General features: G+C 68.0%; 9 protein-coding genes. 5 read left to right on the top strand and 4 right to left on the bottom strand.

Annotated features, from left to right (window positions below; genetic code table 11):
- The first annotated feature begins 3 nt into the window (after nt 1-3).
- Both VXJ37_RS05760 and VXJ37_RS05755 read left to right on the top strand, forming a co-directional pair.
- Nucleotides 4-1,467 carry a DUF58 domain-containing protein gene (locus VXJ37_RS05760; RefSeq protein ID WP_331322099.1) on the top strand — a complete coding sequence of 488 codons (1,464 nt, stop codon included), beginning with the start codon at nt 4-6 and terminating at the stop codon, nt 1,465-1,467.
- On the top strand, nt 1,464-3,953 hold the full coding sequence (locus VXJ37_RS05755; RefSeq protein ID WP_331322098.1) for a DUF3488 and transglutaminase-like domain-containing protein: 2,490 nt from the start codon (nt 1,464-1,466) through the stop codon (nt 3,951-3,953). Before VXJ37_RS05760 ends, VXJ37_RS05755 begins: the two co-directional genes overlap by 4 nt.
- A gap of 67 nt (nt 3,954-4,020) precedes the next feature.
- On the opposite strand, the gene VXJ37_RS05750 is transcribed toward VXJ37_RS05755, so the two are convergent.
- On the bottom strand, nt 4,021-5,520 hold the full coding sequence (locus VXJ37_RS05750) for an NAD-dependent succinate-semialdehyde dehydrogenase (RefSeq protein WP_331322097.1): 1,500 nt from the start codon (nt 5,518-5,520) through the stop codon (nt 4,021-4,023).
- Between the two features lie 179 nt (nt 5,521-5,699).
- A complete protein-coding gene (gene rsmI / locus VXJ37_RS05745; RefSeq protein ID WP_331322096.1) occupies nt 5,700-6,575 on the bottom strand; it encodes a 16S rRNA (cytidine(1402)-2'-O)-methyltransferase in 876 nt (291 codons plus the stop codon).
- Between the two features lie 45 nt (nt 6,576-6,620).
- Here rsmI and VXJ37_RS05740 point away from each other — a divergent pair, with 45 nt between their 5' ends.
- Together VXJ37_RS05740 and VXJ37_RS05735 are read left to right on the top strand one after the other, a co-directional pair.
- Nucleotides 6,621-8,342: a dolichyl-phosphate-mannose--protein mannosyltransferase gene (locus VXJ37_RS05740; protein ID WP_331322095.1), complete on the top strand. Its 1,722-nt coding sequence runs from the start codon at nt 6,621-6,623 to the stop codon at nt 8,340-8,342.
- A gap of 67 nt (nt 8,343-8,409) precedes the next feature.
- A complete protein-coding gene (locus VXJ37_RS05735; protein ID WP_331322094.1) occupies nt 8,410-10,239 on the top strand; it encodes an AMP-dependent synthetase/ligase in 1,830 nt (609 codons plus the stop codon).
- Here VXJ37_RS05735 and VXJ37_RS05730 read toward each other — a convergent pair.
- Both VXJ37_RS05730 and VXJ37_RS05725 read right to left on the bottom strand, forming a co-directional pair.
- Complete coding sequence (locus VXJ37_RS05730) at nt 10,230-11,402, bottom strand: TIGR01906 family membrane protein (RefSeq protein WP_331322093.1); 1,173 nt, start codon at nt 11,400-11,402, stop codon at nt 10,230-10,232. The genes VXJ37_RS05735 and VXJ37_RS05730 overlap by 10 nt on opposite strands.
- Nucleotides 11,403-11,525: 123 nt before the next feature.
- Nucleotides 11,526-12,518, bottom strand: a complete 993-nt coding sequence (locus VXJ37_RS05725; protein WP_331322092.1) for a stage II sporulation protein M — start codon at nt 12,516-12,518, stop codon at nt 11,526-11,528.
- 88 nt (nt 12,519-12,606) lie between these two features.
- Here VXJ37_RS05725 and VXJ37_RS05720 point away from each other — a divergent pair, with 88 nt between their 5' ends.
- Nucleotides 12,607-13,407 (top strand): RDD family protein, encoded by an 801-nt coding sequence (locus VXJ37_RS05720; protein ID WP_331322156.1) that lies wholly within the window; start codon nt 12,607-12,609, stop codon nt 13,405-13,407.

Raw genomic sequence — 13,407 nt, 5'->3', positions numbered from 1 at the left:
AGCATGGGCCTGCTGGAAAAGCTTCCTCGCCACCTTTTTACCAGGCGCGGCTGGGGCATGCTTGCAGCCGGTGCCTTCACGCTTGCGGCGGCCCAGGTGATGGGACGCCGGGACCTCCTGACGCTGGCCCTGCTGCTGCTGGTACTTCCCGTCAGTTCCCTTGCCGGCATCCGCCTGGTCAAGCCCCGGTTCCGGGTCTACCGTGAGTTCAATCCTGCCCCCGTGGAAACCTCGGCCCCTGCCGCCGTGCATCTGGCAGTAGCCAGAACGGACCCCGGGAGCGGCCGGGTGGCCATGGAGGAACGGCTGCCCCCGCAGTTCGGGCACGCTCCGGCATTCCGGTTTCCGTCCCGGTCCGCAACCGGCGGAGTCAGCCGCTACGAGTACCGCCTCACCTCCAGGCACCGGGGCCAGTTCAGGATCGGGCCCGTGACCGCCGAGTTCACCGACCCCTTTGGCCTGTCGCTGCACCGCCAGGCGATCGACGACGGCGACGTCCTCACGGTGACGCCTGCCGCCGTCGTCCTCCCTGCCACCGGACTGGCTGGAGCGCGCGGCCATGACGGTGTCACCGCCACCCGGGTGCGGGCAAACCCGAGTGATGACGACGTCATGACCCGCGAGTACCGCCACGGCGATCCCATGCGGAGGGTGCACTGGGCGGCCACGGCCAGGCACGGGGCACTGATGGTGCGGCAGGAGGAATCCGTCACCACGCCCGAAGCAACCATCATCCTCGACCACCGCCCGGGTGCTTTTGGCGGCCCCGGAGCGGCAACGGCCGGGATGCTGGGCCAGGACGGCCACGCAAGGGCCACCAGCGAAACTTTTGAATGGTGCGTTGTTGCCGTGATGTCCATCAGCGCGCACCTGGCTGAGCGCAATTACAGCCTCCGCCTGCTGGATACCGGCGGGGATCCGGCATTCCTGCACTCCCCTTCCTCGCCGGAACCGGCAGCTGAAGAGTACGCCGGGACGTCCGGCCTGCAGTCCATCGCGGAAAGCCTCGCTGCAATCCAGCTGTCCGGAAGCCCGCATCCGCGCCGCGACGGTGCGCGACGGAGCGCTGCCGGCAGAGCGTCCCAGTCCCACGGAGCCACGGCCATCCGCATTCCAGCAGATACCACCCATGAGCCAGCGGCATTCGATGACCGTCTGATGGACAAGCTGTCCGCGCACCGGATGCGGGGGCCTGTGATAGCCGTCCTGGGCCGCATTACCGCTGAGGAAGCCGTGGCCCTGGCACCGGCTGCCGCATACGCCACCAATGCGCTCGCCATCGTGGCGGTGGAGCGGCCGGCTGAGTCCCGGAGCGTCCTGGAAGTGCTGCGCCAGGGCGGCTGGCAGGCCGTGGCCGTGGATCCAAAAACTCAGCTTGCCGGGGCCTGGGCCCAGTTCGACCAGGATCCCGCCCTGCCGTCGGCTCCGGCGTCAGAGGTCCGGCGGGGAGCGGGGTTGACCAGATGACTGTGGCACCGGCCCGGCCAACAGGCGGGGAGCAAAAGGCGGCACGCCAACCGGACCGGCCGGGCCGGACGCGCGCGGGCGCCTACCCCTGGGCCATGGCGGCCGCCGTCATGGTGGCTGTCTCCGGGGCGGCACTGTCCCTCAACGGCGTCCTGCGCGGCTGGAACTGGTATTGGCCGGCCATCACCACGGTCCTGGTGGTGGGGTTCACCCTCGCCGCGTTGCGTTCGCTCCGAGCCCAGCCCCTCCTGGTCACCGCAGGAGGATTCATCGCGCTGGGTGGCGTGCTGACGCTGACCTTCTTCCGCAGTTCCAGCTTCCTCTGGGTCGTTCCCACCGCTGGCACCCTGCCGGACCTGGACCGGCTTATCGGGCGGGCCAGCGAAACGGTCCTGGGCGAAACAGCCCCCGTGGCGCCCAACGCCGGGATCGTGCTGGTCTCCTGCGCCGTGCTCGGCCTGGCCGTCATCCTCGTTGACGCGCTGGCCGTACCCCTGGCCATGCCGGCCGCCTCCGGGATAGGCCTGCTGGCTTTGCTGGTGGTTCCCGCCATGATCAAGCCTCAAAGCGTGGGCGCCTGGAGTTTCCTTGCCACCGCGGCGGGCTACCTGCTGATCCTTGCCTGCAGCCAGTGGTTTGCGCCGGACGGCAGGGTGGAGCCCGGGCCGGGCCGGAGTCCGGGGGTGGTGCGGCGCGCAGCGCTGACCGGCGCCGTGGCCCTGGCTGCAACCCTGGTACTGCCACTGGCCATCCCCGGCTTCGACAGGGGTACTTTTCCCCAAGGATCCCGGCTCAATCCGTGGGGCGCCTCCAACAGCCTAAACCCGATGATCACACTGGGTAACAGCCTTCGCGCTCCTGATGGCAGCGGCAGGATCACCTATGCCACCAATTCCACGGCACCGCTCTACCTGCGCTCGGTAACCGTTGACAACTTCGACGGCGATTCCTGGGGACCGGATGACCGCTCCGCTTCCCGGGTACCCCTGGATGGCCGGATCGACCCCGGCTATGCAATCCTGGCGGACGAGCAGGTACAGCAGGTGACCGCCATCGACGCCGGATCCTTCAACAGCCCCTACCTGCCTGTCCCCTATGCCCCCGAAACCATCAGCGGCCTCGGCGGCCAGTGGACGTGGGACCCGGCCACGCTGACCATCAAGGGGACGGACACCACCACACGAAGGCAGGAGTACCTGGTCACGTCCGCAGTACCCAAACTCTCCGCAGCACTGCTGGCCCAGTCGTCGGGGCAGGCGCGGGACATTCCGGACGTCTTCACCCGGATACCGGCCAACGTTCCGCAGATCGTCAAAACCACGGCCCAAACCGTCGCGGGAGCCGCGGGGGCCCCGTACCAGAAGGCCATGGCCATCCAGAAGTACCTGCGGTCGTCTGAGTTCACGTATTCGCTGCAGTCTCCCGTGCAGGGCGGTTACGACGGCAACGGCCTCTCCGTCCTGGCGGACTTCCTGCAACAGAAGAGCGGTTACTGCATCCATTTCGCCTCCGCCATGGCGGTAATGGCCAGGCTGGAAGGCATTCCAAGCAGGATTGCCGTGGGCTATGCGCCCGGCAGGCTGACCGGTGCAACGGTCACCGTGGCCGGGCAGGGCGCCCTCCCGGAGTACGAAGCCGATGCGCGCGACGCCCACGCGTGGCCGGAGCTCTACTTCCAGGGCCTGGGATGGGTCCCGTTCGAACCGACGCCGTCCCGGGGAGTGGTACCGGACTACGCCGTTGACGGACCAGCCCCATCGGCCCCGGATACCCTGGGGAACAATGACGGGCTGGTCCCCGACGCCGCCCCCGTTCCCACCACACAGCCCAGTGCCACAGCCCAGGCCACACTGGGCGCCGGGAGCGGCAGCACCGGCGGCACGGAGCTCATGCCGTGGCTCCTCGGTGGTGGTGCTGTGGCAGGCTTTGTCCTCCTGGCCGCCGCCCCGCACCTTGTCCGCGCTGGAACACGGTCGCGGCGGCTGCAGCCCAAGCGGGCGGACCGCGCCGTCCCGCTGGCATGGAGCGAGGTCATGGACCTTGGCACCGATTACGGCCTTCCTGCGGAGCGAAGCGAAACACCGCGGGCTTATTCGGCGCGCTTCCGGGAGGCACTGCTGGGTGAGCCGGGGGGCATGGACCGGGACGCGCATGCCGCCATGGCCACCCTCACCTCGGCCATTGAGCATTACCGCTACGGCCGCCCGGATCAGGGCGGTTCTCCTGACAGCGGCCTTGTGAACGGCAGTGCAGCAGAGGAGATCGCCGCCGTCGCAGCGTCCCTGCGGGCGAACGCCACGCTGCCCAGGCGATTGGGCGCGGCATGGCTGCCGCGGTCCGTCACCAGACGCCTGGGTCAGCTTGCCGGGGCTCCGTTCAGCGCGGCCAGCAGGGCATTCCGCGCCGCAGCTGCTGCCATGGCCCGCCTGTGGCACGGAAGCCCGGGCCGTGCGCACGACGCCGGGCGCAGGGCCGGCGGAGGCTGAACCGAAAGTGCCGGCCGGGCTAGCCCGGCCGGCACTTGTTTTGTTTCAGGCGGCGGGCCGCCTGCTACTAGCCCGCGTAGGGGTCGGCGATGCCGATGTACTGGGTGTAGAGGTATTCCTCGATGCCCTCCAGGCCACCTTCGCGGCCCAGGCCGGACTGCTTGACGCCGCCGAAAGGTGCGGCGGCGTTGGAAATGACGCCGGCGTTCAGGCCGAGCATGCCGGTTTCGAGCTTTTCGCCCATCCGGATACCGCGGTTGATGTCCTTGGTGAATACGTACGCCACCAGCCCGTACTCGGTGTTGTTGGCCAGCCGCACAGCCTCGTCCTCACTGCTGAAGGTGATGATCGGGGCAACAGGACCGAAGATCTCCTCGGACAGGATGCGGCTTCCCTCGGAGACGCCGGACAGGATCGTGGGCTGGTAGAAGTACCCCGGCCCCTCCACGGGTGCGCCGCCCAAGACCGCCTTGGCACCCGATGCAACAGCGTCGGACACCAGCTCGTGGACTTTGTCACGGCTCTTTGCATCGATCAGCGGGCCAACCTTGGACTCCGGCTCGGTACCGCGGGCCGTAGTCATTTCCTTCATCTTCGCGGCGAACTTCTCCGCGAACTCACCGGCCACGGACTCGTGGACGATGAACCGGTTGGCAGCGGTGCAGGCCTCTCCCATGTTCCGCAGCTTGGCGGCCATGGCGCCGGTGACTGCGGCGTCGAGGTCCGCATCCTCGAACACCAGGAAGGGGGCATTGCCGCCCAGCTCCATGGAGGTCCGGAGTACGTTTTCGGACGCATCGGCGAGCAGTCGGCGTCCCACTTCGGTGGAGCCGGTGAAGGACAGCTTGCGCAGCCGGGAGTCCTTGACCAGGGGTCCGGTGGTGGCGCCTGCCGTTGAGGTGGGAATGACGTTGAGGACGCCGGCGGGCAGCCCTGCTTCCTGCATGACGGCTGCGAACAGCTGGGACGTCAGGGGTGTCAGGTTTGCCGACTTCAGGACCATGGTGCAGCCGGCGGCTACGGCCGGGGCGATCTTGCGGGTGGCCATGGCCAGCGGGAAGTTCCAGGGGGTGATCAGCAGGCAGGGGCCCACCGGCTTCTTGGTCACGAGGAGGCGGGACTTGCCGTCCGGCGAGACGGAGTAGCGGCCGAAGGCCCGGACTGCTTCCTCCGAGAACCAGCGCAGGAATTCGGCGCCGTACGTCACTTCGCCGCGGGCTTCGGCCAGCGGCTTGCCCATTTCCAGGGTCATCAGCAGGGCGAAGTCTTCCGCCCGTTCGGTCACCAGGTCGAAGGCGCGGCGGAGGATCTCCCCGCGTTCGCGCGGCGGCACCTTAGCCCAGGAGTCCTGGGCAGCGGCGGCAGCGTCCAGGGCTGCCGCGCCGTCCTCGGGGCCGGCGTCGGCAATGCTCAGCAGCACCTTCCCGGTGGCGGGATCCTCGACGTCGAACGTCTTGCCGGAGGTGGCATCGCGCCACTCACCATTGATGAGCAGCCCGGTGGGAACGGAGGCCAAAAGCCGGGTTTCGCGCTCGGCGGTAACGGCCGGCTGTGCAGTGACAGTCACGATGACTCCCTCGTCAGTAGGGTTGTGGCAGCCCGTGGCCGCGGCCGGAGTGACCGGGATCATGGGGCTGATTAACAGCCAGACTACTGCGGGCCACCCGCACGGTCTACGCCGTTGCGCACTGCGGAATTGCAGCTTCGCTGTGCAGCTGCACTAAAGCCCGAGGCGTGGCCTGCGGCTTAGCGGGCGGCGAGGACTGCCGAGTACAGCTCCCGCTTGCTGACCCGCGCATCGTCGGCGACGGCGGCAACTGCCTCCTTCAGTCGGATGCCCTGTGCCACCAGCTCGTTGACCGCCGCAACGTGGTCTTCCGGCGTTCCGGCTGCCTGCTCGGGAGCACCCCCGACCACCACGGCGATCTCGCCGCGGACCTCGTTGTCCTCGGCCCATGTGAGGAGTTCGCCCACAGTGCCACGGATCACTTCCTCATAGGTCTTGGTCAGTTCCCGGCATACGGCGATGGGGCGGTCCGGGCCGAACCTCTCGCGCAGGGCGCGCAGCATGGCTTCCAGCCGGTGCGGCGCCTCGAAGAACACCATGGTGCGCCGCTCCCCCGCGAGGTCGGCCAGGCGCGAGGCCCTTTCACCGGCCTTGCGCGGAAGGAATCCCTCGAAGCAAAACCGGTCTGTGGGCAGTCCGGACAGGGCCAGCGCGGTGAGGACGGCGGAGGGGCCGGGAACCGCCGTCACGGGAAGTCCGGCGGCGATGGCCCCTTCCACCAGCCGGAAACCGGGGTCCGAGACTGCAGGCATTCCTGCGTCCGTGACCATCAGGAGCGTGCTGCCGGCACGCACCTGGTCCAGGAGCTCTGCCGTCCGGGTGGCCTCGTTGTGTTCGTGGTAACTGATGATGCGGCCGGCCACGGCCACGCCCAGGCTCTGCACCAGGCGGTGGAGGCGGCGCGTGTCTTCGGCGGCCACAATGTCCGCCGTGGCCAGCAGTTCCACGAGCCGGGCGGAGGCGTCTCCGGTGTTCCCGATGGGAGTGGCGGCAAGGACGATACGTCCCGCCGCCGAGGGGCCGGGCTCGGGAAGGGTGCTGGGGTTCGGGTCCACCCACCCAGCCTACTGCTGCCGGGGTCACCAGCCGCAAAAGGTAGCATGGGGCTCGTGACGCACACCTCGACGCGGCCCGCCGGGGCCTGGAAAAACAGCCCGGAGTCCCCCTCAGGAGCCGGCGCCACAACCGCGCCAGGCAGGAAGGCCGGGCGGGGCTGGATCAGCCGCCCGGACCAGGCGTATACCGCAGAGGCACTCCGGGAACGGCTTATCGGCGCCGGCCTGCGGTGGCGGGACTATCCGCCGTCGCTGCGGCTTTGGTTCATCCTGGTTCCGGTCCTGACGGCCGTCATTGGCGGGATCCTCCGTTTCGTCCGCCTCGAGGTGCCCCACAAGCTGGTGTTCGATGAGACGTATTACGTCAAGGATGCCTACTCCTACCTCATCAGCGGCTATGAACGCAGCTGGCCTGACAAGGCCAATGATTCCTTCAACGCAGGGAATCCCGACGTCCTGCTGAACACGCCCGAGTATGTGGTCCACCCGCCGGTGGGCAAGTGGATGATCGCGGCCGGCATGTGGCTGTTCGGGCCGGAAAATCCTTTCGGCTGGCGCTTTGCCGCCGCCCTCACCGGCACCCTTACCGTCCTGCTCATCTCCCTGATCGCACTGAAACTGTTCCGCTCGCTTCCGCTGGCGGGCGCCGCCGGGCTGCTCCTCGCCATCGACGGCCACCACCTGGTCATGTCCCGCACGTCACTGCTGGACATCTTCCTGACGTTTTGGGTCCTTGCCGCCTTTGGCGCCCTGCTGATGGACCGCGACGACGGGCGCCGCCGGCTGGCGGACCGTCTGGCCCGTGCCGCTGCGGCCAACGGTGGACAGCCTCCGGCGGGGGTGCTGCTGTCCGGGCCGTGGCTGGGCGTGCGGTGGTGGCGTGTTGCCGCCGGAGTGTGCATGGGCCTGGCCGTGGGGACAAAGTGGTCCGGGCTCTTCTTCCTCGCCGGCTTTGGCCTCCTCACGGTGCTGTGGGACCTCAGCGCACGGCGCGTGGCAGGCATCCGTGGCTGGATCAGCGGTGGCCTGATCCGGGACGGGATTCCCGCGTTCCTCGGCATGGTCCCCGTGGCAGCAATCGTCTACTCCGCCACCTGGACAGGCTGGTTCCTCTCGGACAACGCGTACTTCCGCCACTGGGCGGAAAGCAACCCCTCGGCGGAATGGGGCTGGCTTCCCGACGCCGTCCGCTCCCTGGTCCACTACCACCTGGAAGCCTACAACTTCCACCAGGGCCTCAGTTCCGAGCACCCGTACCAGGCCAGTGCCTGGAGCTGGCTGGTGATGGGACGGCCAACATCCTTCTTTTATGAGTCCCCGCCCCAGGGGACGCCCGGCTGCGACGTGGAGAAATGCACCTCCGCCATCCTGTCCGTCGGAAATCCGCTGATCTGGTGGGCGGCCGCCATTTCCCTGGTGGTCCTGCTGTTCTGGTGGGCGGGGCGCCGGGACTGGCGGGCCGGGGCCGTCCTGGCCGGCGTTGCCGCGGGCTACCTGCCGTGGTTCATGTACCCGCAGCGCACCATGTTCTACTTCTATGCGGTGTCGTTCGAGCCGTTCCTGGTCCTGGCGCTGGTGTACTGCATGGGGCTGGTCCTGGGCAAGGCGACGGACCCGCCGCAGCGCCGCCGCGCCGGGCTGTACCTGGTAGTCCTGTTCCTTGTGGCCGCCCTCATGCTGTCCGCGTTCTTCTACCCCATTTGGACTGGAGAGGTCATCCCGTACGTCGACTGGAGGGCCCGGATGTGGATGCCGTCCTGGATCTAGGGCAGGATGGCAAGAAAGCCCTGAAGGAGCCGCTGCCGCGGCGTGCCAGCGGAAACGGAGACCTGCTGTGAGAGAAGCGAGCACGGAACTGCTGGTTGAGCTGGACGCCAACAGCAACGTGACGGACCTGCTGCTGGAGCAGCACGCCGACAACCCGGCGCGTGCCCTGTACCGGCGGAAGGGCCCCAACGGCTGGGCGGACGTTCCCGTGCAGAAGTTTCTCCAGGACGTTATTGCCCTGGCCAAGGGCCTTATCGCCGGGGGCCTGGAACCCGGGGACACCGTGGCCGTCATGTCCCGCACCTCGTACGAGTGGACGCTGGTGGACTTCGCCATCTGGTTCGCAGGCGGCGTCACCGTGCCCATCTACGAAACATCCTCGGCCAGCCAGGTGGAGTGGATCATCCGTGATGCAGGGGTCCGGCGGGTCTTTGCCGGCGACCGCGCCATGGTGCAGCTGGTCACCGGCGTGGTGGCAGGTTCGGCCGAGCTCAGCGACCGCCTGGTCAACGTAGTGCGGATGGATTACGACGGCGAGGCACCGGACCTCGCCAGCCTCGCCGCTGCCGGCACCGGAGTCAGCGACTCCGAGCTGGAGCGGCAACGCAGCCACGCCGGGCTGGCAGACCTCGCGTCGCTGGTCTACACGTCCGGCACCACGGGCAAGCCCAAAGGATGCGAGATCACCCACGGGAACTTCGCCCTGGTTGCCAAGAACATCGTTGCGTTCCTGCCGGAAATCCTGCTGAATGACCAGGCCCGCACCCTGATGTTCCTGCCGTTGGCGCACGTCCTGGCGCGGGCCGTCCAGGTGGTCTGCGTGAGTGCCGGTGCCACCGTGGGCCACACGCCGGGGGCCGCGCAGCTGCTGGATGATCTGGGGACGTTCCGGCCCACCTTCCTCCTGGTGGTGCCGCGCATCTTCGAAAAGGTCAGGGCAACGGCCGCGCACAAAGCGGCCCTGGCAGGCAAAGGCAGGCTCTTCGATGCCGCCTCAGCGGCTGCCATCCAATACTCGCGTGAACAGGACCGGCAGAGCCGGGGTGAAGGACCGGGGCCCGGGCTGCTGAGCCGGGTCCGGCACGCAGTGTACGACCGTATCGTCTATCCCCGGCTGCGCCAGGCACTGGGCGGGGACGTGGGGTACACCGTCTCCGGCGCCAGTCCGCTGGCCTCGGAGGACGCCCATTTCTTCCGGGGTGCGGGAATTCCCGTACTCGAGGGCTACGGGCTGACGGAGACCACGGCGCCCTGCACCGCCAACACTCCGTCCCGCACCAAGGTGGGAACCGTAGGCATCCCCATACCGGGGACAACCATCCGCGTGGCCGAAGACGGCGAGATCCTGGTCAAGGGAATCGGTGTCTTCAGGGGCTACCACGCCAACCCTGCCGCGAATGCCGAAGCGTTCGTGGACGGCTTCTTCCGCACCGGTGACCTCGGTGAGCTGGACAAGGACGGCTTCCTCACCGTCACGGGCCGGAAAAAGGACCTCCTGGTCACGGCGGGCGGGAAGAACGTGGCGCCCGGCCCGCTGGAGGAGAAGATCCGCACCCACCAGTTGGTGGGCCACGCCGTGGTGGTGGGTGACGGCAAGCCTTTCATCTCAGCCCTGCTGACCCTGGATCCTGAGGGCCTTGCCTACTGGTGCGCCGAGCGTGGTTTACCTGCGCTTCCCCTCAGCGAGGCGGCAACGGACCCCCAGGTCCTGGCCGCCCTCCAGGAGGCAGTCGACCTGGCCAACCAGACGGTGTCCAAGGCCGAATCGGTGCGCACCTTCCGGCTGATCGACGCCGACTTCTCGGTGGAATCCGGTCACCTGACGCCGTCCCTGAAGCTGAAACGGTCCGCCGTCGTCAAGGAATTCCAGGCGGAGATCGCCAAGATCTACGGCTGAACGGTTTTTTCCTGCCCGCCGCCGGCAGGCTTGTCCTCCCGGGGAACACCCCGGCGCCTGCGCGTGGGCCAGGTGAGCACCAGTGTCACGATCGATGCCAGAAGCACCATGGCCCCGATGGCGATGCCGGCGTCCATCCAGAACTGGCTGGGGAACAGCCGGATCAGGGTGTCGTCCAGGCTGAAGGTCCACGAGCCGTCGGCAAAGAAGATCCGGTGGAAGTCGGTGAAGAACTGCTGCCAGCCCAGCGCCGCCAGTGTGCCAAGGCCAAGGATCAGGACCAGCGTGATGATGGACCCGGCGAAGAGCCCGCGCCGTACCCCGCCGGTGCTGCGCCGGCGCAGGTACAGAATGGCAATCAACGCAAGGAGGAGCAACCCGGCGCCAGCGCCAAAGGTGGACAGGATGACGGTCTTGACGTCAGCCATATGGCTTACTTCGCCGTCCTTGAAGAGCTTGTCGCCTCCGCGTTGCACCAGGTCACCCAGGTAGCGGGGCCCGGCCCAGTTACTGAGGTAGTCCACGGCGTAGGAACCGTAGGTCATCCTGTCGTCGGTGTTGAACCCGTACCCATCGCCCGGGAAGCCGGGACGGTTGTACTCCACCCAGAGAAACAGCGGACTGGCCACGGCCCTGACGGCCAGGATCAGGAGGATGAAGGGGTAAATGATGGCCAGCAGGACCTGCATGACGCGCGGCGCCACGGGCTTGGCGTTAGCAGCGCTCTCACGCTGGGCATTCCGGCGCTCCACTTCCTCCTGGGGCGGCCGGACGTGCAGTGCCGAGGTGGGAAGGGGTTCCTTGAAGACCGGCGAACCGTCGCTGCCGGCCGGCTCCCTTTCCGGGGATCCGGCCGCATGGTTTCCAGGCGCGGAAGATCCGACGGCGGCTTCGGCCGCTTTGCGGTCGGCCCGGCTTTCGGGCTGCACGGCTTTGTCAGCGTCGGCTGGTGCGTTCCGGACGGGTTCTTCCTTGCCGGGGCCTGCCCCGGCGGATTCGTCCCGGTCAGCCGCGCTCCCGCTCCCTTTCCGCCCGGTGGATGCGTCCCCTCCGTCGGCTGTCATCCAGGAGAACGCGGGCTCGTCGGAATCCCCGGACGTGTCCAGGAAAGGTTCCGGCTGCGGCACGGCGCTTTTGGCGCGGACCGGTGTTTCGTCATTCACAGCAGCGTCACTTCCGTTGGGTTCCGTGCCGGGCCCAGTCAGCCGGCGCGATTATTCTGCTGACGAGCCTACCGTCCGGAACTTCGACTGGGCGAGGAACCACCCCGGCAGGATTACAACGATTCAGGCAGCGATTTCCGTGTAGCCGGCATCTTCGCCGCGGAGGTCGCCGCGTTCGCCGGCCAGGAAGGCCCGCCTGCCCAGCACCAGGACGTACGTCCAGTACGCTGCGAGGACAGCGGCCCCGATACCGATCCGGGCCCAGGCCGGCAGCGGGCTCGGCGTAACGAAGCCTTCCACCAGACCCGAGACGAACAGGACGAGGACGAGTCCCAGCGCCACCGTTATCAGTGACCGGCCTTCCCGGGCCACTGCCCGGGCACGGGTGCGTGGCCCGGGTGAGACCATGGCCCAAAAGATACGCAGGCCGGCGGCCGAGGCAACAAAGACCGCCGTGAGTTCCATCAGTCCGTGCGGCAGGATGTAGCTGTAAAAGACGTCGGATTTGCCGGCCGATGCGAAGATCCCGGCGGCGATGCCCACTCCCTGGGCATTGCCGAACAGGATCATGGGCACCCACACACCGGTAATTCCCAAGGCTACGGCCTGTGCACTGATCCAGGCGTTGTTGGTCCAGACAGCGCCGGCAAAGGACGCCGCCGGATTCTCGGAGTAGTAATTGACGAAATCCTCGTTCACGTACTGGGCTGCAGCCGTCTCGGACGCGACGGCCTTCAGCGCTTCAGGGGACGTCCCGATCCATACCGCATAGGCAGCAGCAATGAGGACGAACGCGGTGCCGCACGCGAGGGTGAGCCGGGTCAGCCGGTACAGCGCCGCGGGCAGGGCCACCACGAAAAACCTTGCGAGGTCGGCCATGGCGTTGGACCTGGCGCCGGTGAAGCGCGTCCTCGCCAGGGCCAGCGTCGCGGAGAGGGAGGACGACAGCGCGCTTTCCGGCGCCACGGAACGCACGAGGGAAAGGTGGCCGGACGTGGACTGGTAGAGCGTCAGCAGCTCGTCAGCCTCGGCGCCGCCCAGCCGGCCTTTGCCGGCCAGCTCCTGCAGCCGCGCCCATGTGTCTGCGTTAACGGCGGCGAAGGCATCCATGTCCACGGCAACAGCCTAGCGCCCGGCATTAGACTTTGAGCGTCCGCACCAACCGATCATGCGCAACATCAGCTGCGAAGGGCAGGGACGCAGTGTGAGTCCGATCATCACCGGCGAGGCAGTGGTCCTGGAGCTTCGGCCCGCCAGCTTTGCCGCCCGGGCCCTGGGCCTGGCCATCGACATCGTCGTCCACTTGGTACTGCTTGTGCTGATCATGATTGGCCTGGCAGCTGCCGGCTCGGACCTGGATGGCGCCGCCGCCCGGGCCCTTGCACTGGCCGCCGTCGTCTTTTGCCTCGTGGTGGTGCCGGTGGCCGTGGAGACCCTGAGCCGCGGCAAGTCGCTGGGAAAGCTCGCCACGGGCCTGCGGGTGGTGCGCGAGGACGGCGGCGCCATCCGGTTCCGGCACGCCGTGATCCGGGGGCTGACCGGATTCCTCGAGATTTACCTGACGTTTGGCGGCGTTGCCCTTGCCGTGGCGCTCTTCAACGACAAATCCCGCCGGCTGGGCGACCTGCTCGCCGGCACCTACGCCGTACGAAGCCGGGTACCGGCCGAGCAGGTGATCAGGGTTTTCGTGCCGCCGCACCTGCAATCGTGGGCTGCAGCGGCGGACATCGGGCGCATCCCCGACGCCACCGGACGCCGGGCGGCACAGTTCATCCGCCAGGCGGGCCGGATGGCGCCGCTTTCCCAAGCAGGTATGGCGGCCACGATCGCGGCCGAGTTGTCGGCCCACGTGGCACCGGCCCCGCCGCCGGGGACCGTCCCTGCCGACTATCTGGCCGCCGTCGTCGCTGAACGGCGCAACAGGGAGTTCGGCAGGCTGTCGCAGTCACGCCGCCGGTACATGCAGACGGGGCAACGGCTGCAGCGCCTGCCGTTCGGCGACTGA

The organism is Pseudarthrobacter phenanthrenivorans (assembly GCF_036455295.1).
In the GTDB taxonomy this organism is placed as follows: Bacteria; Actinomycetota; Actinomycetes; order Actinomycetales; family Micrococcaceae; genus Arthrobacter; species Arthrobacter phenanthrenivorans_C.
This window is presented reverse-complemented; position numbering and strand designations above follow the sequence as displayed.

Bases quoted from the DNA above. Each gene is read 5' to 3' on its own strand.
- VXJ37_RS05740 (WP_331322095.1), top strand. From the start codon at position 6,621: ATGGGGCTCGTGACGCACACCTCGACGCGGCCCGCCGGGGCCTGGAAA.
- VXJ37_RS05755 (WP_331322098.1), top strand. From the start codon at position 1,464: ATGACTGTGGCACCGGCCCGGCCAACAGGCGGGGAGCAAAAGGCGGCA.
- VXJ37_RS05760 (WP_331322099.1), top strand. From the start codon at position 4: ATGGGCCTGCTGGAAAAGCTTCCTCGCCACCTTTTTACCAGGCGCGGC.